This is a genomic window from Thioalkalivibrio sp. AKL10 (genome assembly GCF_000381845.1).
Taxonomy (GTDB): domain Bacteria; phylum Pseudomonadota; class Gammaproteobacteria; order Ectothiorhodospirales; family Ectothiorhodospiraceae; genus Thioalkalivibrio; species Thioalkalivibrio versutus.
The window spans coordinates 456,672-478,237 of sequence record NZ_KB907143.1; the positions used below are offsets into that span (position 1 = coordinate 456,672).

Genomic DNA, 21,566 nt, shown 5'->3' on the forward strand with positions numbered 1-21,566 from the left:
TGGTCATGGGGCGGGACGGCGTGCGCGTGCGCGTTCGAGTTCTTCGCACATCAGGGCGGTGCCTTCCGCGATGCGTCCGGTATGGCGTTGCAGGAGCGAAGGGGGAATGAAGAACAGATTGTCGCGCTGGACCGCGGTCATATCCTCCCATTGGCCCCAGGCGACCACCCAGTCGGGGCGGTCCTCGCCCATGCCGCCGCCGATGATGACCTCGGGGTCGGCATCCAGTACGGCTTCGCGGCCAATGCGTGGCACCAGGCGGTCGAGATTGCCGAACACGTTCACGCCGCCACAGACGGCGATGGCCTCGGCGATCAGGTGGTCGTCATTGACCGTCATCAACGGTTGCTCCCACACCTGATAGAACACGCGAATCGGGTCCCGGTCGCCGTACGTGGCGCGGAGCGCGTCCATTCGGCCCAGGAAGTCCTCTGCCGCGGCCTCGCCCTGGTCATGCGTGCCGGCGAGCGTGGCCATGCGCCGCATGCTCGAGGCCACACCCTCGAAGCTGCGTGGTTCCGATACGTACACCGGCAGTCCCAGTTCGCGCAGGCGTTCGACCTGGGAGGCGGAGTTGCCGCTCTTCCACGCGATCACCAGATCGGGGTCTCTTTCCAGTACCCGTTCCAGGTCAATCCGGCTGTAGCCGCCAATCCGCGGGATGGCCTCCGCCTCGGGTGGATAATCGCTGTACTGCGTTGCGCCCACGATGCGGTCCCCCGCACCCACGGCAAACAGCACCTCGGTGATGTGCGGCGCCAGGCTGACGATGCGCTCGGCAGGCTGCTCCAGATGGACCTCGCGGTCATCGTCGTCGGTGACCGTGATTGAGTCCGCCATTGCGATCAGCGGGGTTGAGAGCAGGCCCAGGAGGCAAGCGAGCAGTGGAGTTCGGGAAGTCCAAAATTGCATGATTTTACAGTCGCATTGGATTGGTTGTTCAAGCGCCTTCGAGCCGGCTGGGGAGCCGCCACCTGGCGCTGGACTAGCGGGGCATCATAGCAGCAAGCCTGGGACGCCTCGGAGCGTCAATTGGTCGGCAGTGGGCTTGCCGCGTATGATTGGCGGCTTGCTACCAGGTGCCCGGGCGACTGATCGCGCGGGTTAAACGGGAAGTCGGTGCAGGCGCGAGATCCTCCGCAGCCCCATTCCGACGCTGCCCCCGCAACGGTAAGCGAGTGGGTTCGAGGGGTGCTTCCGCAGGCCGCTCGGACCTCGACAAGTCGAAAGCCACTGGGCCGAACGCGGCCCGGGAAGGCGACTTGCCGCCCCGGGTTGCCGGGGCCTCGCGAGCCCGGAGACCGGCCTGGACGATGTTTCTGCGACCGCGCGGTGGGCGAGGGTCGGTACGTGCGGGCCCCTGTGGCCACACCCCGATCCTTCTGCATCCGCGTCGTGTCCCCCTGACGGTAAGCCGATGCAGTCCGAGTTACCCGCCAATGAGAACCCTTCCTGCCCGGGCGCTGATGCCGGGGGTTCGGGATTTTCCCAAGATGAGCTTGCGGCCGTCTATCGCGTGATCGCGGAACGCCGGGATATGCGCCATTTTCGGCCGGACCCGGTCGATCCAGCGGTGTTGCGGCGGCTGCTCGAGGCGGCGCATCGCGCGCCGAGCGTGGGCTATATGCAGCCCTGGCGCTTCCTGCGCATTACCGACCCGGCGGTGCGCGAAGCGCTCCACGCCCACGCGGCGGATGAACAGGCGCGCACCGCCGAGGCCTGTGGCGAGCGCGCGGCGGAGGTGCATCGCTTGAAGCTGGAGGGCATCCGCGAGGCGGGCGAGTTACTGGTCGTGGCCCTGACCGATGGCCGCGAGCGCTACGTGCTCGGCCGGCGGACGCTCCCCGAGATGGACCTCTGTTCCGCCGCCTGTGCGATCCAGAACCTGTGGCTGGCCGCCCGCGCCGAGGGCCTGGGCATGGGCTGGGTCTCCCTGTTCGATCCGGACTGGCTGGCCAATCGGCTGGACATGCCCGAAGGCGGGTACCCGATCGCGGTGCTGTGCCTGGGGCATGTGGAGCGCTTCTATGACCGGCCGATGCTGGAGACCGCAGGCTGGGACAGCCGGCGACCGCTGGAAGACCTGGTGTTCCAGGATCGCTGGGGTGCGCCGTGCGAGCTGGGCTTGCCCACGGTTGTGCGGGAATCCGCCGCGCGTCCGGATGGGCCATCCGGGGGTGGCAACACATGAGTACCTTTCTGATCCTGATCGGCGCCCTGATCCTGGACCGACTGTTGGGCGACCCACGGCGGTTCCATCCGCTGGCCGGATTCGGCCAGCTCGCGGCCTGGGCCGAATCCCGCTGGCATGCGCCGAGTCGTGTACGCGGAGCGCTCCTTCTCGCGGCGCTGGTCCTGCCCTGGGTGGTGCTGGCCGCACTGGGCACCTCGTTGGCCTGGGGCTGGCTTCTGACGCTGGCGATCCTGACGCTGGCGATTGGCTGGCGCAGCCTGGACGAGCATGCGGAGGTGGTGGCCGAGGCCCTGGATAAGGATGACCTGTGTGGCGCGCGCACCGGCGTCGGCATGCTGGTCAGTCGCGACACGGCGGCCCTGGACGAGCGTGGGGTGAGTGGCGCGACCATCGAGTCGGTGCTGGAAAACGGCAACGACGCACTGTTCGCCACGATCTTCTGGTTCCTGGTGGCTGGCGCGCCGGGCGTGGTGGCTTATCGCCTGGTGAACACGCTGGATGCGATGTGGGGCTATCGCAATGACCGGTTTCGCTCGTTTGGCTGGGCCGCCGCGCGCCTGGACGATGCCATGAACCTGATCCCCGCCCGCCTGACGGCACTGGGCTATGCCCTGGCCGGTCGTGGCCGGGACGCGCTGCAGTGCTGGCGCGAGCAGGCCGCCGGCTGGAAGAGCCCGAATGCGGGGCCGGTGATGGCCGCAGGGGCGGGTGCGCTGGGCGTGGTCCTGGGCGGAGCGGCGCCCTATGGCGGGCAGCGCGAGTGGCGACCCCGTCTGGGGATGGGCCGCATGCCGGACGCGGCGGGCATTCGCCAGGCGGTTGAGCTGCTGGATCGTGCGCTGGCCATCTGGATGGCCTTCATTGTGGCCGGGGTGATTGTCGTTGTCCTGTTCTGAGGCCCAATCGATGCAGACGCCGGAGCCGAAGGCACTGATCCAGGTACACGGGGGCGGTATCCGTCAGGCGGCTGCGCGCTACGGGATCCCCGAGGCCGACTGGCTGGATCTCTCCACGGGCATCAACCCGCATGGCTACCACGCGGGTGAGCTGCCGCCAGGGACCTGGGCGCGCCTGCCGGAACCGGACGACGGCCTGGAGGCCGCAGCCGCCGCCTATTACGGGACCGGGGCGCTGTTGCCGGTGCCCGGTTCCCAGGCCGCGATCCAGCTGCTGCCCGCGCTACGGGAAGGCCCTTCGCGCGTGGGCATACTCGAGCCCAGCTACAACGAGCACGCCCGGGCCTGGCACGGGGCCGGGCATGACGTCGTCCCGCTGAACGGGGATTCGATCGAGGCCGCATTGCCCGGCCTGGACGTGCTGGTGCTGGTCAACCCCAATAACCCGACCGGGCAACGGTTCGACCGCGCGGACCTGCTGGCGTGGCATGCGGCCCTGGCCGCGCGCGGCGGCTGGCTGATCGTGGACGAGGCGTTCATGGACGTGACACCGGAGGAGAGCCTGGCGAAGGACGCGCCGCGCGAAGGGCTGGTGGTGCTGCGCTCGCTGGGCAAGTTCTTCGGGCTGGCCGGGGCGCGCGTGGGGTTTGTCATTGCGGAGGACGCGCTGCGCACGCGACTGGCCGCCCGGATGGGCCCGTGGGGTCTTGCCGGACCGTCCCGCTGGATCGCCACCCAGGCGCTGTCGGATCGGACCTGGCAGGCCGAGACACGCGGCATGCTCCAGGCGCGTGGCCAGCGCCTGGCGGACTTGCTGCGCGACCAGGGGCTGGAACCCGCCGGCGGCACCGCGCTGTTTCAGTGGTGCCGCGTGGACGATCCCGCGGGCTGGCAGGATCACCTGGGCGCGCAGGGCATCCTCGTGCGGCGGTTTGATGAGCCGGGCAGCCTTCGTTTTGGCCTGCCGGGGCAGGAACACGAATGGAAGCGCCTGGAGCAGGCGCTGGGGGCATCATCCTGATGGGCACGTCGCTGATGGTGCAGGGCACGACCTCGGATGCCGGCAAGAGCGTGCTGGTGGCGGGGCTGGCGCGCGTGCTGCACCGGCGCGGGCTGTCGGTGGTGCCGTTCAAGCCGCAGAACATGGCGCTGAACAGCGCGGTCACGGCCGACGGTGGCGAGATCGGGCGCGCCCAGGCCCTGCAGGCGGCGGCCTGCGGCCTGGACCCGCACACCGACATGAACCCCGTGCTGCTGAAGCCCAGCTCGGACCAGGGGGCGCAGGTCATCATCCACGGCCGGCCGGCGGCGGATCTGGATGCCCGGGCCTACCACGACTACAAGCCAGTGGCGCGCGAGGCGGTGCTGGCATCGCATGGCCGCCTGACCGCACAGTACGACCACGTCCTCGTCGAGGGCGCGGGATCGCCAGCCGAGATCAACCTGCGTGCCGGCGACATTGCCAACATGGGCTTTGCCGAGGCCGTGGACTGCCCGGTGATCCTGGTCGCGGATATCGACCGGGGCGGGGTGTTCGCGCACTTGGTGGGCACGCTGGCGCTTTTAAGCGAGACGGAGCGCGCGCGGGTGCAGGGCTTCGTGATCAACCGCTTTCGCGGCGATATCGGCCTGCTGCAACCCGGCCTGGACTGGCTGGAACAGGAGACCGGAAAGCCGGTGCTCGGCGTGATTCCGTACCTGCACGGGCTTTATCTGGATGCCGAGGACGCGCTGCCGCGCGAGGCGATGCCGGAAAAGGCCGCGGACGCCCTGAAGGTGGTCGTGCCGGCACTGCCGCGCATCTCCAACCACACGGATTTCGATTCGCTGCGCCTGCATCCGGCGGTGGACCTGCGCTTTGTGGGGCCGGGCGAGTCGTTGCAGCCCGCCGATCTGGTCATCCTGCCGGGCTCGAAGGCCGTGCGTGATGACCTCGCCTGGCTGCGCGAACAGGGCTGGGAGGCCGCGCTGGAGCGGCATGTGCGCTACGGAGGCAAGGTACTGGGGATCTGCGGCGGGTTCCAGATGCTGGGCCGTTCCGTGCATGATCCCGATGGGGTCGAGGGCCAGCCGGGCTTCACCCCGGCGCTGGGCTGGCTGGATATCGAGACCCGGCTCGCACCCGAGAAGCACCTGGAGAGGGTTCGCGGAGATCGCGTACTGGACCGAGAAGCCGGCGTAGAAGGTTACGAGATCCATGCGGGCGTGACGACCGGTCCGGGCCTGGAGCGGCCGCTACTGCACCTGGAACACGGCCCGGATGGCGCGCGTAGTGCGGATGACGCGGTGGCCGGCACCTATGTCCACGGCGTGTTCGATACATCGGACGCCGCCGAGGCCTTGCTGCACTGGGCGGGGATGCGCAGCGGGATGGAGACCGGGGAAGACCTGGCAACGGCGCGGGAGCGCGGCCTGAAGCGCCTGGCCGATTCTCTGGAAGAACACATGGATATGAAATACATACTGACCCTTCTGCAAGCCGAACCGAAGGAGCCAGTCGCATGAAGACCCTGGTACTGGGTGGCGTGCGCTCGGGCAAGAGCCGGCTGGCAGAACAACTGGCGGCGGCCAGCGGCCTGCCCGTGACCTACGTGGCGACGGCGCGCGCCGACGACGCCGAGATGGCGCGCCGGATCGAGCGCCACCGCGCCGACCGGCCCGGAGACTGGGGCCTCGTCGAGGCGGGCACGGGCCTGGCCCGGGCGCTGGAGCAGGCCGCTGGACCGGAGCAGTGCCTGCTGGTGGATTGCCTGACCCTGTGGCTGACCCAGCTCCTGTGCACCGATGACGAGGGCCGGATCGAGCGTGAACGCGAGGCCCTGATCGAGACCGTTCCGCGCCTGCCGGGCACGTTGGTATTCGTCTCCAACGAGACCGGCATGGGGATCACGCCCATGGACGCACTGTCCCGCCGCTTCGCCGACGAGGCCGGCTGGCTCCACCAGCGCTTGGCCCCAACGATGGACCGCGTCGTCCTCACCGTCGCCGGCCTCCCGCACGTCCTCAAGGGAGACCCGCTGTGACAAACCGGCATACATGCATTCCACCCTCCAGGATGCATTCTGCCCTCGAGGCACATAGACAAGCACGCCGGCAGGCCGGCACCACCGCAGCATCCCGACCCCAGCCGTCCTTCGGTCACCCAACCCTCGTCATCCCGGAAACTGCGCAGCAGTTATCCGGGATCTCCACCGTTGGCAGGTGGCACGGACGTCAGGGGGTACCCCTGGCGTGGGGAGATCCCGGCTCTCCGCTTCGCTGCGGCCAGGATGACAACAAGGGAACCGCTTACGGCCGGGAGGGCGAGGAGTAATGGGCCGGTATGTCATGTGGGCGGACGGCCAGGATTCCTGGTCCAGACATTCGGATGTTCCCCCCAACGTCGTCATCCCGGAAACCGCGCAGCGGTTATCCGGGATCTTCGTCGTGGGATGATGGCGCAGACGTCGGGGTGTTCCCGCGTGGGAGATCCCGGCTCTTCGCTTCGCTACGGCCGGGATGACGGGAAGTGGTTGGCGAAGACGGGCAATGGATGGCCGGGATCACGAAAAGCAATGGGCCGGCATGACAGATGGGCGGGCGGCCAGGATTCCAGTTCCAGACATTCGGATGCTCCCCCAACGTCGTCATCCCGGAAACCACGCAGCGGTTATCCGGGATCTTCGTCGTGAGAGGTGGCGCAGACGTCGGGGTGTTCCCGCGTGGGAGATCCCGGCTCTTCGCTTCGCTGCGGCCGGGATGACGGGAAGTAGCCGGTCGGGATGGCGAGGAGTCATAGGCCGGGATGAAGGAAAGTGGCAGAGCGCGCACGAGAGACCAATGAGGACCAACAATTGACTGAAGACTGTGACTGGCTGCAGGTGCCGCCGGCAACCCTGGACGCCGCCGCCCGGCAGGCCGCGGCTGAACGGCAGGCCCAGCTGACCAAACCGCCCGGGTCGCTCGGGCAACTGGAGGCGATCGCCGAACGCCTTGCCGGGATGCAGGGCGTGGAGAAGCCCGGGCTGGAGAACGTCCACATCGCGGTGTTTGCCGGCGATCATGGCGTGGTGGCCGAGGGCATCTCGCGCTTTCCGCAGGCGGTGACGGCGCAGATGGTCGCGAATTTCGCGACGGGCGGGGCGGCAATCTCGGTGCTCGCGCGGTACCTGGGCGCCTCCATCGAGGTGATCAACCTGGGCACGGTCGCGGAGCCGCCCGCTGTTAGCGGTGTGCAGCAACTGAACCTGGGCCCCGGCACCGCGAACCTGGCCCGCGAGCCGGCGATGACGCCGGCGCAGCTGGAACGTGCCCTGAACGCCGGCCGCCAGTGCGCGGAACGCGCCCGGCGCAGCGGCGCCCAGATGTTCGTCGGCGGCGAGATGGGGATCGGCAACACGACCTCCGCTGCTGCGCTGGCCTGTTCCCTGCTGGATCTACCGCCCGCCGATCTGGCCGGCCCCGGCACGGGCCTGGACGCGAACGGGGTGCGGCACAAGGCCGAGGTCATCGAGCAGGCGCTCCAGACCCATGCGGCCGTGCGGGGCGACGCACTCGGCAGCCTGCGCTGCCTGGGTGGCTTCGAGATTGCGGGGCTCGCCGGGGCGTATATCGCGGCCGCCCAGATCGGCCTGCCGGTGCTGGTGGACGGCTTCATCAGCACCTCGGCGGCGCTGGTGGCCGAGCGCCTGTGCCCGGGCACGGCGGACTGGTTCTTCTATGCCCATACCTCGGCGGAGCCGGGTCATCAGCGCCTGCTGGCGGCGCTGGAGGCCGAGCCGCTGCTGGATCTCGGCATGCGCCTGGGCGAGGGGAGCGGGGCCGCCACGGCCGTGCCCCTGCTGCGTCTGGCCTGCGAGCTGCACTCCGGCATGGCAACCTTCGCCGAGGCGGGTGTCAGCGGAGAGGCCAGTTGACTATCCGCCACGCCCAAATCGGCCTGCTGCGCCACGGGGAAACGACTGGCAACGGCTTCTGCGGCCGAGGGAGCGATGTCCCGCTGACCGAGGCCGGGTGGACCACGATGCGTGATGCTCTGGCCGGAGGTAGTGTCTGGGATCGCATTGTCTGCTCGCCGCTGATACGTTGCCGCGCCCCGGCACAGGCGTTTGCGGAAGAGGCCGGTGTACCGCTCGCCGTCGACGACCGCCTGGCCGAACTCGACTTCGGCGACTGGGAAGGCCGCACGGCGGCGGCGCTGATGGAGACGGATGCCGATGCACTGGGCCGTTTCTGGCAGGACCCGGTGAATCACTCGCCCCCCAACGGTGAGTCGCTCCAGGAGTTTCGCGCTCGCGTCGTCGCCGGCTGGAATGACCTGGCGCCCGACGAAGGCGAGCGCGTGCTCGTGATCGCGCACGGCGGCGTCATTCGCCTGATCCGTGCCCTGCGCGAGGGCTGGCCGCTGGAGAAGCTGCTCGGCATCGACGTCCCGCTCGCCTCCCTGCATATTGTCGAGCCATGGCACCCCTATTGATGAATCTCCCGCCCCCGATGCGCCAAGACCCTGTGGGTGGCCTTGTGAGGGCTCTTGTGGGAGCGTGCTTGCACGCGAAGCCCCTGCCAAAGTCTGGCGCGGGCAGGGGCTTCGCGGCCAAGGCCGCTCCCACAACTATGTCGAGGACCTTCGGTGGCCTAGCCCCCTGCGGGAGCGGCCCTGGCCGCGAATACCTCCCGTCAAAGTCCGACTGGGCACCCAAATGAGCGCCGTGCTTAAACCCTTCTGGCTGGCCCTCCAATTCCTCACCCGCCTGCCCACCCCCGTGCTAGACCCGCAGCCGGCCGACCTGGGCCGTTCGGTGCTGGCTTATCCACTGGTCGGTCTGATCCTGGGCCTGCTCGTGGTGCTGGTCGGTATCGCGCTGGCGGCCATACCCGGCACGCCGCCGCTCTTGGTCGCGGCACTGGTGCTCGCGTTATGGGTCGGTCTGACGGGTGCGCTGCACCTGGACGGCCTGGCGGACACGGTGGATGCCTGGGTCGGCAGCCATCAGGACCCGGAGCGGGCCCAGGCCATCATGAAGGACCCGACCAGCGGCCCGATGGCAGTGGCGGCGCTGATCCTGGTGCTGCTGATCAAGTTCGCAGCCCTGGTAACTGTGGTGGAGACGGGTGCCTGGATCGCGTTGCTGGTCGCCATCGTGCTGGGGCGCGCGGCGCTCACCGGGCTGTTTCTGCTGGTGCCCTATGTGCGGGAGCAGGGCCTGGGTGCCGAGATGGCTGCACACCTGCCGCGTAGCCCCGCCCAGATGGTGCTGGTAGCCACCGGTGTACTGATCCTGCTACTGGCGCTGGTCACCGGCGTTTGGGGCCTGATCCTGGGCCTGGCCGTTGCGCTGGCCTTGGTGTTCGCCATCGCCGCCTTCCTGCGTCGCTGGCTCGGCGGTTTCACCGGAGACACGGCCGGCGCCACCCTGGAGGTCGTGGAACTGGTGGCGATTACCGTCATGGCGCTCGTGCTCGCCCTGCATTAGGGAGTCGCCTCTCAATGAGGCGAGGTGTTCCCCATCGCCTTGTCCAGCAGCGCCAGACCTTCTTGCTCCCGACCCTGACCACGCTGGGCGCGCACCCGGAAACGGGTCTCCGCATCGTGCTCCGCAATCAGCAGCGTGGCCATCTCGTCGACAAGGCGGTTCACGCTGGTCCCACGTTCGCGTGCCAGCGCCTTCAGCCGTTCGTTCTAGTCGTCCGGAAAACGAATCGTCAATCGAGCCAATGCAGCGTCTCCGCGCTCAGGACCAGAGGATGCATGTCCGAAGCTAGCAAAAGCTGTCATCGAATGGTCACGTAATTGCCACATACTTCGGCGATGACTGTTCCCGTGACACTCAATCCGGCCCGCATGACCCTGCGTGCGCTCGTAAACCCGCTTGGGGCGGTGCGCGATGCGCGGGCAATCGAACCCGCCCCGCCGTGGTGGCAGACATTCCTTTGGCTGGCGTTGCCGGTGCTGCTTGTGAGCGTGGTCGCGAGCCAATGGCTTTACCAGGTGATCCCTACCGGCCTGCCGCCCGAGGCCATGCCGGGCGCCTGGGGCTTTGGCGTTTATAGCGTGCTGGCGATGAGCATCGGGGTGCTGGGGATGGCCTGGTCCGCGCACTACCTGACCGAGCTGTTCCAGGGCTACTCGCACCCGGACCGTGCGATGCTCGCCGTCACGATCGGGCTGTTGCCCGCCTGGGTCGGCAAGGTGGTCGCCGCGTTCCCCTGGCCCTGGGGCAACGGCATCGCCTTGTTGCTGATCCTGTATTCCCTCTGGCTGCTCTACTGGTCGCTGCGCGAGATCATCGGCCTGCGCCGCGGCAACCGGATCGGCCTGTTCGTGGCCACCATCTTCTGCGGCGCCTTCATCACCCTCATTTTCGGCTGGCTCCTGATGGACCTGATCCCCGGTGCCACCCCCGACCACCGCATCGGCACCACCTGGCTGCTCTAGCCCGCGCCAGCCATGACAATCCGCGCCTGTGACCGTTACACCAGTCGCCGCGCACACACCCCGTCATCCCGGAAACCGCGCAGCGGTTATCCGGGATCTCCGCCGTTGGATCTGGCACTGACTCGGGCCGTTCCCGCGTATGGAGACCCCGGCTCTCCGCTCCGCTACGGCCGGGATGACGGTAAGGGGAGCGCTGCTGCCGAGGTGACGGTGAGGGGGTAGCCCGCCGGGACAAAGGCCAGGGGATGCGGGCTGGATGGATACACGCACGTTTGGAGTGACCACCCAACCCTCGGAATAACCACCAGCCCCCGTCATCCCGGAAACCGCGCAGCGGTTATCCGGGATCTCCGCCGTTGGAGCTGGCACTGACATCGAGCCGTTCCCGCGTGTGGAGATCCCGGCTCTTCGCTTCGCTACGGCCGGGGTGACGAGAAGGCGAGCGCTGCGGCCGTGATGCCGGGAAGGGGGGCGGTGCGGCCGGGCTCGAGTAGTCGGGGCGGTCGGGATGAGGCGAGGGATAGCCAGCGGCTTTGAGATCTTAAAGGCCAGCCGGTCCGATCTTCAGGTGATCCTGCGCGTAGGTGCGCAGTGCGTGGTAGTCGGCGTGCATCTGGTCGGTGAAGCGGCAGGCGCGTTGGAGGGCCGGGGCCAGGTCGGCGGGCCTCTCCATGTATTCATGGACCAGGCGGTTGCGCAGCTGGCGCATTTGTAGCCAGGCGTCGGCGTCCTGGAGGAGGTCGAGCTTCTCCAGACGTGCCAGGTTGTCGATGGCCGGTCCCGTGTTTTCCCCGGCGCAGGCAAGAAATGTGGGGACGAGTTTGTCCATGATCGTGTCCTGCATGCGGCCGAACTTCGCGCCGAAGGACTCCAGGCGATCGACCCCGGTGTCCGTGGCAAGGATGCCCTGAACGCGTTCGGGACCGACTGTGCAATCGCCTTCCAGCAGGCGTTCGCGTACGGCGAGCAGGTGCTCATCCTCACGATCAACCAGATCAATGAGCCGTGCGAGTCGTTGCTGTGGCGTCGTAGCGGTCACAGGGCCACCCCCGTCCGGTCGGCATGCGTATCGATGGGGCGGTGCGGAGTGCCGCGTGGATGCACGACGATATCCACACGGCGTTCGCCCAGTCGGCGTTGCAGTGCCACGTACAGGCGCAGTTCCTGGTCCAGCAGTTCATCCGGTGTGCCGTCCGCCTCGATGTAGAGGTCGATGTCGCCGCCACGCGCGGCATCGTCCACGCGCGAGCCGAACAGCTTCACGCGAGCATCCGGCCCGAATGCACGGGCCACTTCCTCGCGGATGATCGTCTGTTGTTCGTCCGTCAGGCGCATCGCTCAAGTATATCAAGCCCCTGCCGACATGCCCTCCACGTCATCCCGGAAACCGCGCAGCGGTTATCCGGGATCTCCGCCGTTGGAGGTGGCACAGACGTCGGGGTGTTCGCGCATGAGGAGATCCCGGCTCTCCGCTGCGCTGCGGCCGGGATGACGTGTAGGGGGCCTTGCGGTCGGGATGACGGCGAGGAAGGGTGCCGACGGGATAATGGCGTGGATATGGCCTGGATAGATGCAAGCACGTTTGGAATGGCCACCCATCCGTCGGATTGCCCACCCACCCCCGTCATCCCGGAAACCGCGGAGCGGTTATCCGGGATCTCCGCCGTTGGAGCCGGCACAAGCGTCCGGGTGTTCGCACGTGGGGAGATCCCGGCTCTCCGCTCCGCTACGGCCGGGATGACATGTAGGGGGCATTGCGGTCGGGATGACGGCGAGGAAGGGTGCCGACGGGATAATGGCGTGGATATGGCCTGGATAGATGCAGGCACGTTTGGAATGGCCACCCATCCGTCGGATTGCCCACCCAGCCCCCGTCATCCCGGAAACCGCGCAGCGGTTATCCGGGATCTCCGCCGCTGAATGTGGCGCAGACGTCGGGGTGTTCGCGCGTGGGGAGATCCCGGCTCTTCGCTTCGCTACGGCCGGGATGACGGACAGGGGGCTGCGGCCGGGATGACCGAGAAGGCCATGGTGGTCGGAGTGCGGTCCGGATAATGGCTGGGCATTGGTGCGGGGCGTTACGGTTTCGCGGCCGGAGGAACTAGGGGCGGCAAGGAATTGCCGCCGGACGAAAAAAATTTCGATGAAGGGCTAAAGGTTCCTGGGTGAGGGTCGTTAAGGCTTCTGAGAGCGGGGATCAACCCGTTCACCAGAACCGCCCGAGGCGGTGACGAACGACTCTACAGGAGAGCGATCATGTCCCAAGTAATTAACACCAACGTTCTTTCCCTGAACGCGCAGCGCAACCTGAACAACTCCCAGGGTGCGCTGGCTCAGAGCCTGGAGCGTCTGTCCTCGGGCCTGCGTATCAACAGCGCCAAGGACGACGCGGCCGGTCTGGCCATTTCCGAGCGTTTCACTTCCCAGATCCGCGGCCTGAATCAGGCGGCGCGTAATGCGAATGACGGGATTTCGTTTGCACAGTCCGCCGAAGGGGCGCTGGGTACCGTGAGTGACGCGATGCAGCGTATTCGTGAACTGGCGGTTCAGGCGGCGAACGACACGAACTCCAGTTCCGACCGTGAGGCGCTGAACAACGAGGTGAACCAGCTCGTTGAAGAGATCAACCGGGTAGCCAATTCCACCGAGTTCAACGGTGAAAACATCCTGAATGGTGCACTCGAAAACCTGGTGTTCCAGGTAGGCGCGAACCAGAACCAGACGATCTCGGTGGATGGCGTTGATGCCCGAGGTTCTGAACTTGGGGCAGACGTGATGGATGGCGTCGCGATTGATGCCGCGGCGCTGTCGAACGGCTCTGACTTCTCCGAGCTCTCGGATGACCTGACCATCAACGGTGAAAGTGTCAGTCTTGATGGCGTTTCGAGCTTTGACGACATCGTTGCAGCCATTAATGCCATGTCGGATGACACTGGCGTTAGCGCTGAGCGGAGTAGTGGTCCGGTTGTGACGGAAGCGCTTAGCTTTACCGGGCCTGATGGTACTGCGGGTACCAATGACGCAACGATCGAAATTAACGGTACCGAGATTGTCATTGCTGCAGACTCGGATATCGATGATGCAGTCGCCGCGATCAACGCTCAATCGAGCGAGACTGGCGTGACGGCTGAGAACGTCGACAATGAACTGGTCTTTACTTCCGACTCGGACTTCACCATCGAGGTGACCGATATTGGTGGTGATAACACCAGTCTGGCGATTGGTGAGCTTGACACTAATGACGACACCGCCGAATTTGTTCAGGGCATCGACTTGCAAGCCGCTATCGGTACCGGGATTGAAGTGGGCGGCGACGCTGCGGGCGAACTGGGGTTTGACAATGACAATGCAGATACCCGGACGCTGAATGATGTGAGCGTTGCGACTCGCGAGGACGCCACGGAGACGATTGGTACGGTCGATCTGGCGTTGCAGCAGGTTTCGACGCTGCGTTCCGAATTGGGTGCGGTGCAGGTGCGCTTCGAGAACACCATCGCCAACCTGGAGATCTCCTCCGAGAACCTGTCGGCTGCCCGTTCCCGCATCATGGATGCGGACTTCGCGTCCGAGACGGCCGAGCTGACCCGTGCCCAGGTGCTGCAGCAGGCGGGTACCTCGGTGCTGTCGCAGGCCAATGCGGTTCCGCAGAACGTGCTGGCCCTGCTGCAGTAAGCTCGATCACTCGGGCTTCTGGTTGAGGGAGGGTGGCGCGAGCGCCATCCTCTCCTTCTGAAGAGGACAGCGATATGAGTGATGGAATCGGCAATATCACATCACCGCTGGTGGCAGTGAACCCGCGCGGGGGCGAGGGGGCCAAGGCTCCTGGTTCCGGCGCGGGTCTTGTTCGTGGCGAAGGGCGGCCGGAGGCCGTGGTTCGTGCGGACAATAATACGGAATCAACGGCTCGTGGTTCCACCGGACCGGCGATTGAGGCCATGGATATGGACGAGGTCAATCAGGTGGTCGAGTCGATCAATTCCTACCTGCAATCCACCAAGCGGGCGCTGGAGTTCAGCGTGGACGACAGCAGCGGCCGCACGGTGATTACCGTGATGGACGGCGAACGCGAAGAGGTGATCCGCCAGATCCCGCCGGAGGCCGTGCTGGCCCTGGTGGAACAGTTCCAGACCGAGCAGGAGCTCGGCGGTACGGGGCTGGCGGACAAGGCCTGACGGCTTCGTAGACCTGTAAGCGTGATGTTCAAGTTAAGCCGGGCCCGGCAGCGGGTCCGGCTTTTTTCGTTGTGTCAGCATCAGCCAGCCGCAGATCCACGGCCCGCTCGCCCCTTTCCTGTCATCCGTGCCGCGGCCCCTTGGCGTGATCCCGGCCGCAGCGAAACGAAGAGCCGGGATCTCGGACGCCGGGACGCCCCGACGTCGGTGCCACCTCTAACGACGGAGATCCCGGATAACCGCTGCGCGGTTTCCGGGATGACGCCGGTTGGATGGTAAGCCCGAAGGTTCGTGTATACGGGCTCATGCGCGTGCCGCTTCTCCGTCATCCCGGCCGGAGCGCAGCGGAGAGCCGGGATCTCACTACGTGCGAACACCCGGGCGTTTGTGCCATCTCCAGCGACGGAGATCCCGGATAACCGCTGCGCGGTTTCCGGGATGACGCGCCGGCTGGGTGGCAAGCCCGAAGGTGCGTGTATACGGGCTCATGCGCGTGCCGCTTCTCCGTCATCCCGGCCGGAGCGTAGCGGAGAGCCGGGGTCTCACTACGTGCGAACACCCGGGCGTTTGTGCCATCTCCAGCGACGGAGATCCCGGATAACCGCTGCGCGGTTTCCGGGATGACGCCGGCTGGGTGGCAAGCCCGAAGGTTCGTGTATACGGGTTCATGCGCGTGCCGTTTCCCGTCATCCCGGCCGAAGCGCAGCGGAGAGCCGGGATCTCGTGCGCCGGGATGCCCCCGACGGTTGTGCCACCTTCCGCGGTGGAGATCCCGGATAACTGCTGCGCAGTTTCCGGGATGACGGAGGGGGGATGCTCGTCGCAGGCTCGAGTGGCGGGCGGGGGCCCGATTCTGGAGATTGCTTCGCTGCGCTCGCAATGACGGGATTTTGCGGGGCAACAAGTCAGGGGGCGGCATACCGATTTTGAGGCGGTTTTCCTGCGGCGGCCTCAAGTTTTGGGCTAGGCTGTCGTAAAGAGATATATCGCACGTGCAAAGGGTTCGAGACGTCGGACACCGAGGAGCAGAAAGACCATGGCCATCAGTTCATTGGGTGTTGGATCGGGACTGGATCTGAATCAGATCGTCGGTGACCTGATCAATGCCGAGCGGGTACCGAAAGAGCAGCGTTTCGATCGCCGCGAAGGGCGGATCGAGGCCCAGATCTCCGCGTTCGGCAACCTGACCAACAGTGTGGAGCAGGTCGGTGGGAGCTTGAGCCAGTTGGCGGGCTTCGAGCTGTCTCAGTCCGCGGAAGTTTCCGACTCCAGCGTGGCCAACGTGACCTCTGACGGCACCGCGGCGAACGGCAATTTCTCTTTGCAAGTGGATCAGCTGGCGCAGGCCCAGAGCGTGGCGACGGCGGCGGGCCAGTTCGCCGATGCGGATGCCGAGGTGGGTGCCGGCCAGCTGGAGATCAGCGTGGGTGGCGGGAACGCCATCACCATCGATGTCGAGGAGGGCGATACCCTCCGTGACGTGCGCAACGCGATCAACGAGGCCGGTGGCGGTGTGACGGCCTCGATCGTGAATGACGGCAGTGGTGCGCGGCTGGTGCTGAATGCAACCGAAACCGGTGCCGAGAACACGATCTCGGTCGCGGTAAATGGTGGCACTGGGGCCCTGAACGAGGGTCTCGGCCGCCTGGCCAGCGACAACCTGGAAACCACTCAGGAAGCCCGGGATGCCGTGGCGGTGATCAATGGCCTGACCGTGACCAGCTCGACCAATACGCTGGACGATACGATCGAGGGCCTGAACATCGAGCTTCGCGGGACGTCCGAGTCTCCCGTTTCGGTCTCCGTGAGCGAAGACCAGGACCAGTTGCGCGAGGCCCTGCAGGGGTTTGTGGAATCTTACAACTCTCTGGTGGGGCAGACCCGCGAGTTGACCTCCTTCAACCCCGATTCCGAGGAAGGCTCGGTACTGACGGGCGACAGCACGATTCGCGGTATTCGCAGCCGCCTGGGTAATGCGCTGATCCAGCCTGCCCAGGTGCCGGACGCGAACGCCCAGACGCTCGCGGAGCTTGGGATCGTGTCCAACCGCGATGGGACGCTGGCCTTTGACGGCGCGCGCTTCGACCGTGCGATGGAGACGGACGGTTTTGACCGTGTCACGGAGATCGTGCGCGAGATCGGCGGGCGCATGCAGGAAGTAACCGATGGCTTTATCGGGCCGGAGGGGTTGATCAATGCGCGCACTGACGGTCTGCGCAACGATCTGGAACGCATTGGCCAGCAACGCGAGAATCTGGAAGTACGCTTAGAGCGGATGGAAGAACGACTGGTCGGTCAGTTCTCGCGGATGGACAGTGCCGTGGCGCAGATGCAGAGCACGGGTGATTTTCTGATGGGGCAGCTGGCGAATATGCCGCTGGCCCAGAACAATTCTCGTCGATAGTCGCCCCCGGGTTGGGCGAACGGATAACGGAGACCAACGCATGTACGGACCGGGCATGAATCGCGGAGTGAACCAGTACCGGCAGTCGGGCGCACTGGCCGAGGCCCAGGTGGCGGACCCGTACCGCCTGATCCAGATGCTCTTCGAGGGCGCGCTGGAGCGGATTGCCGTGGCCAAGGGTGCCATGCAGCAGGGCAACGTGGCCCTGAAGGGCGAGAAGATCGGCAAGGCGATCGACATTGTCGAGTCCCTGCGGGCGGTGCTGGACCACAAGCACAACGGTGAGCTGGCCGGGAACCTGGATTCGCTCTATGAGTACATGAGCCGCCGCCTGCTGGAGGCGAACGCGAAGAACGATCCGGCGGCACTGGACGAGGTGGCCAAGCTGCTGCGCGAGATCAAGGCGGGCTGGGACGATATTCCGTCCGAACAACGTGTTGCCCGGGCGAGCTGACAGCCCTCTATGGACTTTCCCTCTGATTTCCAGGGCCGCCGATGACAATGACCGGCACCGATAGCCGGGAGGCGCCCGAGACCACAAGCGCCACCCTGGAGGATGCGGTCGAAGCGATCCGCGCCCACATGGCGCGGGCCGTGGCCGAAGAAGACTGGGAAGAGCTGCAGGAGCTGGACCGGCAGACGAGAGCCCTGGTGGAACGAGCCTTCGGGACCGAGCCAGTGCCGCTGCGCGATGACTCCGGGACAGCCCTGCGAGCGGCCCTGGAGGACTTGGTGCGCTTCTACGAGACCTCCGTACCGGACCTGTCGCAACGACGGGGCGAGGTCGCGCAGCAGATCCGTGAGCTGAAGTCCGGCCGCAAGGGCACCAACGCCTACGAGACGACCCGTCGGCATTCCATGCGAACGGGCACGGGTCACTCGGCCGACTGACGGGGCTCTGTGCCCGGTCGGCGCTTTTCGACTCCCACCAAACCCCGAACACCACCCCTCCCGTCATCTCGGAAACTGCGGAGCAGTTATCCGGGATCTTCGCGGCGTGGGCTTCCCGTGCGTTGGGGTGAATCCGGCGTGCGAGATCCCGGCTCTCCGCTGCGCTGCGCTGCGGCCGGGATGACGATGAGGGGGAGCGTCTAGCTGGTCAGGCGTCGGGAAAAGCACTCGGAATCGCTACGAACCTTTTGTTATCCCGGAAACTGCGGAGCAGTTATCCGGGATCTTCGCGGTGTGGGCTGCCCGTGCGTTGGGGTAAATCCGGCGTGCGAGATCCCGGCTCTCCGCTTCGCTACGGCCGGGATGACGATGAGGGGGAGCGTCTAACCGGACAGGCGTCGGGAAAAGCACTTGGAATCACCACAAACCTTTTGTCATCCCGGAAACTGCGGAGCAGTTATCCGGGATCTCTGCGGTGTGGGCTGCCCGTACGTTGGGGTGAATCCGGCGTGCGAGATCCCGGCTCTTCGCTGCGCTACGGCCGGGATGACGGGTTGAGCGGGTGCCCTGCCAACTTCGAGTCTGCCACTAAGCGAATCGGCTAGAAGAGGTTGTCGTAGAGGTCTCTCCAGGTGGGGTTTTCTGTTTCGACAAGGTCGATCTTCCAGCGGCGTCGCCAGCGTTTGATTTGCTTTTCGCGGCGGATGGCTTCGTCCATGGAGTCTTGTTGTTCGAACCAGACGAGGCGGTGGAGCTTGTAGCGGCGGGTGAAGCCGGGTACGAGGTCGTCGCGGTGTTGGGCGATGCGGCTGGGGAGGTTGCTGGTGACCCCGGTGTACAGGGTGCCTTCTCGCCGGTTGGTCAGGATGTAGACCGCCGGGTGCTTTTCCATGGTTCGCGTCCTTGCGAGGCCAAGTATTGAGTTTGCCATGGATGTTGCGGTGGTCGCGCGTTCACCGCGTTTCGGGTGCCCTTGATCCGTGGGAGGCACAAGGCATTCCTCTGACTCCTACTCGTCATTCCGGAAACCGCGAAGCGGTTATCCGGGATCTCTGCGGTGTGGTGTGCCCGCGCGTTGGGGTGTGTCCGGCGTGGGGAGATCCCGGCTCTCCGCTTTGCTGCGGCCGGGATGACGGGAAGGGGTGGCACTGGGGCCGGGCGGGATGACGGGCCGGGTGGGGCGCGGCCGGCGCTACAGGGTGGGAAGGCGTGCGGCCGGGGGACGGGAAGGAGGGCGTTGCGGCCGGGGGACGGGAAGGAGGGCGTTGTGGCCGGGATGACAGGCTGGGTAGGCAAGGGCCGGGATGACGTGGCGGGGTCAGGAGTTTGAGGGTAGGCGGCGGACGGTTTGGACGCTGCTGAGGGATTGGAGGCGGTCGAAGAGGTGGCTGAGTTCGCCGAGGTCGCTGAATTCGGCTTCCAGTTCCATGCGGACGCTGCGGTCTTCGCGGTTGGTTTCGGTGTTTACGCGCAGCAGGTTGATGCCGCATTCGGAGAAGGCGTTGCCGACTTCGCCCAGCAGGCCGGGGCGGTCGTGGGCATCGACCTCCAGGGTGATCGCCTCGCGTTCGGGCTCTTCGCCCCAGGAGACGGGGATCAGGCGGCCGCGCTTGTCTTCCGGCATGTGCAGGATGTTGACGCAGTCGCTGCGGTGCACGGAGACGCCGGCGCCGCGGGTGATGAAACCGATGATCGGGTCCCCGGTCTGCGGATTGCAGCACTGGGCGCGCGTGGTGAGCAGCCCGCCGACGCCGCGGATTCGGATGTCGTCCGGTTTGGCTTCGCCCTCGTGGCGGCGCGACCGCTGGGGCGCAGGGGTGGTGGCCGGTTGTTCCCCAGTTCGGGCGTCGCGCAGCTGGTGGGAGATGCGTCCGGCGATCTGGGCGGTGGTGACATCCCCCGCGCCCAGGGCAATCAGGAGTTCGTCGAAGGTCTGATACTTCATTGCCTCGGCCAGCGCGCTGCGGTCGAGGTTGTGGCCGCAGCCGAGGCGCTGGCATTCGCGATCGAACAGGTGCTTGCCGGTCGCCAGGTGTTCGTCCTGGTGCTGCTGACGGAACCAGGTGCGGACCTTGGAGCGCGCGCGGGCGGTGTTGAGATAGCCGAGCGCGGGGCTCAGCCAGTCGCGGCTGGGCCCGCCTTCGCGGGTGGTCAGGATCTCCACGCGCTCGCCGGACTTCAGCTTGTAGGTGAGCGGGACGATATGGCCGTCGACCTTGGCGCCGCGGCAGCGGTGGCCGACCTCGGTGTGGACAGCGTAGGCGAAGTCCAGCGGGGTTGCGCCCTGGGACAGGTCCAGCACTTCGCCCTGGGGTGTGAGCACGAACACGCGTTGGTGCAGCGGTTCGCTCTGGATCTCGTCGAGCAGGTTCTGGTCGTTGTTGTCGGCGGCCTCCAGCAGCTGCCGCAGGCTGTTGATGGCGCGGTTGAGCGCCTGATCCTCGCGCCCGCCTTCCTTGTAGCGCCAGTGCGCGGCGACCCCCAGCTCGGCGAAGTCGTCCATCTCGCGGGTGCGGATCTGCACCTCCACGACCTTGCCCTCCGGCCCGACCACGGCGGTGTGCAGGGACTGGTAGCCGTTGTCCTTGGGGTTGGCGATGTAGTCGTCGAACTCGCTGGGCAGGTGGCGCCAGTCGTTGTGGACGATGCCGAGCACGGTGTAGCAGGTGGCCAGCTGGTCGACGATCACGCGGGTGGCGCGCAGATCGTACAGTTCGGACAGCGAGGTGCGCTTGCGCTGCATCTTTTTCCAGATGCTGTAGATGTGCTTCGGCCGGCCGAAGACCCGGGCCTCGATGCCGTCTGCCTGCAGGCGTGTCTTCAGTGTCTGGGCGAACTCTTCGACATAGGATTCTCTTTCAGTGCGGTTTTCCTCGAGGCCTACGGCGATGTCGCGGTAGGTTTCGGGTTCCAGGATGCGCAGGGCGAGGTCTTCCATCTCCCACTTGAGCTGGCCCACCCCGAGACGGTTGGCCAGCGGTGCGATGACGTCGAGGGTCTCCTGGGCGAGGATGCGGGCGCCTTCGTCGGGCTCGCGGACCAGCAGGCGCAGGTGCTGGACGCGGAACGCCAGCTTGATCAGCACGGCGCGCACGTCGTCCACCATGGCCATCAGCATGCGGCGCAGGCGTTCGGCCTGTTCCGGACGCCCGGCCGGGGCCTCGAAGCGGCGGCGGACCAGCGCCGCGACGTTGGTGGTCAACCGGGCCACCGCGGCACCAAAGCGCTGCTCGAGCTCGGCCGGCTTGAGCAGGTCCGCCAGATACACGGGTACCAGCAAGGTCGCGATCAGCGTCTGCCGGTCGACGTTGAGATGGCGCAGGATCTCCGCCACGTCCAGTGGATGCGATTCGAGCCCGGCGGTATCGACGGCCTCCAGTGCTTGATCCAGTGCCTCGGCCAGCTGCAGGCCGGTGGCGTCGTCCAGGGGCTGGCTGCCCGCAAAATGGCGCAGCAACGCGTCGCGGTCGAGCCCCTGCAGATCGGTATTGGTCAGCAGCGAATGGCGCATGGAGGCAATCGTCGAATCAGAGCGAGAGCCCTATTGTACGGGAGCGCAGAAGGTGGCGAGAGGCTTGCGAACGGGAGTGACCGG

General features: G+C 66.4%; 20 protein-coding genes and 1 riboswitch. Of the genes, 14 read left to right on the plus strand and 6 right to left on the minus strand.

Annotated features, from left to right (window positions below; all coding sequences use genetic code 11):
• Positions 1-3: 3 nt before the first annotated feature.
• Positions 4-840, minus strand: coding sequence for a cobalamin-binding protein (locus G333_RS0107975; protein WP_019628145.1), 837 nt, complete (start codon positions 838-840; stop codon positions 4-6).
• Positions 841-1,060: 220 nt separating this feature from the next.
• Positions 1,061-1,325, plus strand: a riboswitch (cobalamin riboswitch).
• Positions 1,326-1,417: 92 nt separating this feature from the next.
• On the opposite strand from G333_RS0107975, the gene bluB reads away from it, so the two are divergent.
• The 8 genes from bluB to G333_RS0108015 all read left to right on the plus strand — a co-directional run bounded on the left by bluB (position 1,418) and on the right by G333_RS0108015 (position 9,542).
• Complete coding sequence (bluB, locus tag G333_RS0107980; RefSeq protein ID WP_026340926.1) at positions 1,418-2,191, plus strand: 5,6-dimethylbenzimidazole synthase; 774 nt, start codon at positions 1,418-1,420, stop codon at positions 2,189-2,191.
• Complete coding sequence (gene cbiB / locus G333_RS0107985) at positions 2,188-3,090, plus strand: adenosylcobinamide-phosphate synthase CbiB (RefSeq protein WP_019628147.1); 903 nt, start codon at positions 2,188-2,190, stop codon at positions 3,088-3,090. The genes bluB and cbiB overlap by 4 nt, the downstream gene beginning before the upstream one ends.
• Before the next feature lie 10 nt (positions 3,091-3,100).
• Positions 3,101-4,111: a threonine-phosphate decarboxylase CobD gene (gene cobD, locus G333_RS0107990; protein ID WP_019628148.1), complete on the plus strand. Its 1,011-nt coding sequence runs from the start codon at positions 3,101-3,103 to the stop codon at positions 4,109-4,111.
• Entirely contained in the window at positions 4,111-5,595 is a 1,485-nt protein-coding gene (locus tag G333_RS0107995; RefSeq protein WP_019628149.1) for a cobyric acid synthase, read from the plus strand. The genes cobD and G333_RS0107995 overlap by 1 nt, the downstream gene beginning before the upstream one ends.
• Positions 5,592-6,113: a bifunctional adenosylcobinamide kinase/adenosylcobinamide-phosphate guanylyltransferase gene (gene cobU, locus G333_RS0108000; protein WP_019628150.1), complete on the plus strand. Its 522-nt coding sequence runs from the start codon at positions 5,592-5,594 to the stop codon at positions 6,111-6,113. The genes G333_RS0107995 and cobU overlap by 4 nt, the downstream gene beginning before the upstream one ends.
• Before the next feature lie 810 nt (positions 6,114-6,923).
• Complete coding sequence (cobT, locus tag G333_RS0108005) at positions 6,924-7,985, plus strand: nicotinate-nucleotide--dimethylbenzimidazole phosphoribosyltransferase (protein WP_019628151.1); 1,062 nt, start codon at positions 6,924-6,926, stop codon at positions 7,983-7,985.
• Positions 7,982-8,545, plus strand: a complete 564-nt coding sequence (locus G333_RS0108010; RefSeq protein WP_019628152.1) for a histidine phosphatase family protein — start codon at positions 7,982-7,984, stop codon at positions 8,543-8,545. The genes cobT and G333_RS0108010 overlap by 4 nt, the downstream gene beginning before the upstream one ends.
• A gap of 223 nt (positions 8,546-8,768) precedes the next feature.
• A complete protein-coding gene (locus G333_RS0108015; protein ID WP_019628153.1) occupies positions 8,769-9,542 on the plus strand; it encodes an adenosylcobinamide-GDP ribazoletransferase in 774 nt (257 codons plus the stop codon).
• A gap of 11 nt (positions 9,543-9,553) precedes the next feature.
• Here the strand turns inward: G333_RS0108015 and G333_RS14300 are convergent, their stop codons facing one another.
• Entirely contained in the window at positions 9,554-9,739 is a 186-nt protein-coding gene (locus G333_RS14300; RefSeq protein ID WP_155986114.1) for a toxin-antitoxin system HicB family antitoxin, read from the minus strand.
• A 138-nt stretch (positions 9,740-9,877) separates the two neighbouring features.
• Between G333_RS14300 and G333_RS0108025 the strand changes: the two genes are divergently transcribed.
• Positions 9,878-10,504, plus strand: coding sequence for a YIP1 family protein (locus tag G333_RS0108025; RefSeq protein ID WP_019628155.1), 627 nt, complete (start codon positions 9,878-9,880; stop codon positions 10,502-10,504).
• A 541-nt stretch (positions 10,505-11,045) separates the two neighbouring features.
• On the opposite strand, the gene G333_RS0108030 is transcribed toward G333_RS0108025, so the two are convergent.
• Together G333_RS0108030 and G333_RS0108035 are read right to left on the minus strand one after the other, a co-directional pair.
• A complete protein-coding gene (locus G333_RS0108030; protein ID WP_019628156.1) occupies positions 11,046-11,543 on the minus strand; it encodes a hypothetical protein in 498 nt (165 codons plus the stop codon).
• Positions 11,540-11,839 (minus strand): nucleotidyltransferase domain-containing protein, encoded by a 300-nt coding sequence (locus G333_RS0108035; protein WP_019628157.1) that lies wholly within the window; start codon positions 11,837-11,839, stop codon positions 11,540-11,542. Before G333_RS0108035 ends, G333_RS0108030 begins: the two co-directional genes overlap by 4 nt.
• Positions 11,840-12,760: 921 nt before the next feature.
• Here G333_RS0108035 and G333_RS0108040 point away from each other — a divergent pair.
• The 5 genes from G333_RS0108040 to G333_RS0108060 all read left to right on the plus strand — a co-directional run bounded on the left by G333_RS0108040 (position 12,761) and on the right by G333_RS0108060 (position 17,971).
• Positions 12,761-14,176 carry a flagellin gene (locus tag G333_RS0108040; protein WP_019628158.1) on the plus strand — a complete coding sequence of 472 codons (1,416 nt, stop codon included), beginning with the start codon at positions 12,761-12,763 and terminating at the stop codon, positions 14,174-14,176.
• Between the two features lie 74 nt (positions 14,177-14,250).
• Complete coding sequence (locus tag G333_RS15330) at positions 14,251-14,676, plus strand: flagellar protein FlaG (protein WP_255346820.1); 426 nt, start codon at positions 14,251-14,253, stop codon at positions 14,674-14,676.
• A 1,036-nt stretch (positions 14,677-15,712) separates the two neighbouring features.
• Positions 15,713-17,080, plus strand: coding sequence for a flagellar filament capping protein FliD (gene fliD, locus G333_RS0108050; RefSeq protein ID WP_019628159.1), 1,368 nt, complete (start codon positions 15,713-15,715; stop codon positions 17,078-17,080).
• A 40-nt stretch (positions 17,081-17,120) separates the two neighbouring features.
• Positions 17,121-17,534 (plus strand): flagellar export chaperone FliS, encoded by a 414-nt coding sequence (gene fliS, locus G333_RS0108055; RefSeq protein ID WP_019567889.1) that lies wholly within the window; start codon positions 17,121-17,123, stop codon positions 17,532-17,534.
• A 47-nt stretch (positions 17,535-17,581) separates the two neighbouring features.
• Positions 17,582-17,971: a flagellar protein FliT gene (locus tag G333_RS0108060; protein WP_019628160.1), complete on the plus strand. Its 390-nt coding sequence runs from the start codon at positions 17,582-17,584 to the stop codon at positions 17,969-17,971.
• 601 nt (positions 17,972-18,572) lie between these two features.
• On the opposite strand, the gene G333_RS0108065 is transcribed toward G333_RS0108060, so the two are convergent.
• Together G333_RS0108065 and G333_RS0108070 are read right to left on the minus strand one after the other, a co-directional pair.
• Positions 18,573-18,863: a GIY-YIG nuclease family protein gene (locus tag G333_RS0108065; RefSeq protein WP_019628161.1), complete on the minus strand. Its 291-nt coding sequence runs from the start codon at positions 18,861-18,863 to the stop codon at positions 18,573-18,575.
• A gap of 426 nt (positions 18,864-19,289) precedes the next feature.
• A complete protein-coding gene (locus G333_RS0108070; RefSeq protein WP_019628162.1) occupies positions 19,290-21,482 on the minus strand; it encodes a bifunctional (p)ppGpp synthetase/guanosine-3',5'-bis(diphosphate) 3'-pyrophosphohydrolase in 2,193 nt (730 codons plus the stop codon).
• Positions 21,483-21,566 lie beyond the last annotated feature (84 nt).

Excerpts from the sequence above, each read along its gene's own strand:
- cbiB (WP_019628147.1), top strand. The coding sequence starts at position 2,188 with ATGAGTACCTTTCTGATCCTGATCGGCGCCCTGATCCTGGACCGACTG.
- bluB (WP_026340926.1), top strand. The coding sequence starts at position 1,418 with ATGCAGTCCGAGTTACCCGCCAATGAGAACCCTTCCTGCCCGGGCGCT.
- G333_RS0108070 (WP_019628162.1), bottom strand. The coding sequence starts at position 21,482 with ATGCGCCATTCGCTGCTGACCAATACCGATCTGCAGGGGCTCGACCGC.
- G333_RS0108015 (WP_019628153.1), top strand. The coding sequence starts at position 8,769 with ATGAGCGCCGTGCTTAAACCCTTCTGGCTGGCCCTCCAATTCCTCACC.
- G333_RS0108025 (WP_019628155.1), top strand. The coding sequence starts at position 9,878 with ATGACTGTTCCCGTGACACTCAATCCGGCCCGCATGACCCTGCGTGCG.
- cobU (WP_019628150.1), top strand. The coding sequence starts at position 5,592 with ATGAAGACCCTGGTACTGGGTGGCGTGCGCTCGGGCAAGAGCCGGCTG.
- G333_RS0108040 (WP_019628158.1), top strand. The coding sequence starts at position 12,761 with ATGTCCCAAGTAATTAACACCAACGTTCTTTCCCTGAACGCGCAGCGC.
- fliS (WP_019567889.1), top strand. The coding sequence starts at position 17,121 with ATGTACGGACCGGGCATGAATCGCGGAGTGAACCAGTACCGGCAGTCG.
- G333_RS0108065 (WP_019628161.1), bottom strand. The coding sequence starts at position 18,863 with ATGGAAAAGCACCCGGCGGTCTACATCCTGACCAACCGGCGAGAAGGC.
- fliD (WP_019628159.1), top strand. The coding sequence starts at position 15,713 with ATGGCCATCAGTTCATTGGGTGTTGGATCGGGACTGGATCTGAATCAG.
- G333_RS0107975 (WP_019628145.1), bottom strand. The coding sequence starts at position 840 with ATGGCGGACTCAATCACGGTCACCGACGACGATGACCGCGAGGTCCAT.
- G333_RS0108035 (WP_019628157.1), bottom strand. The coding sequence starts at position 11,839 with ATGCGCCTGACGGACGAACAACAGACGATCATCCGCGAGGAAGTGGCC.
- G333_RS15330 (WP_255346820.1), top strand. The coding sequence starts at position 14,251 with ATGAGTGATGGAATCGGCAATATCACATCACCGCTGGTGGCAGTGAAC.
- cobD (WP_019628148.1), top strand. The coding sequence starts at position 3,101 with ATGCAGACGCCGGAGCCGAAGGCACTGATCCAGGTACACGGGGGCGGT.
- G333_RS0107995 (WP_019628149.1), top strand. The coding sequence starts at position 4,111 with ATGGGCACGTCGCTGATGGTGCAGGGCACGACCTCGGATGCCGGCAAG.
- G333_RS0108060 (WP_019628160.1), top strand. The coding sequence starts at position 17,582 with ATGACCGGCACCGATAGCCGGGAGGCGCCCGAGACCACAAGCGCCACC.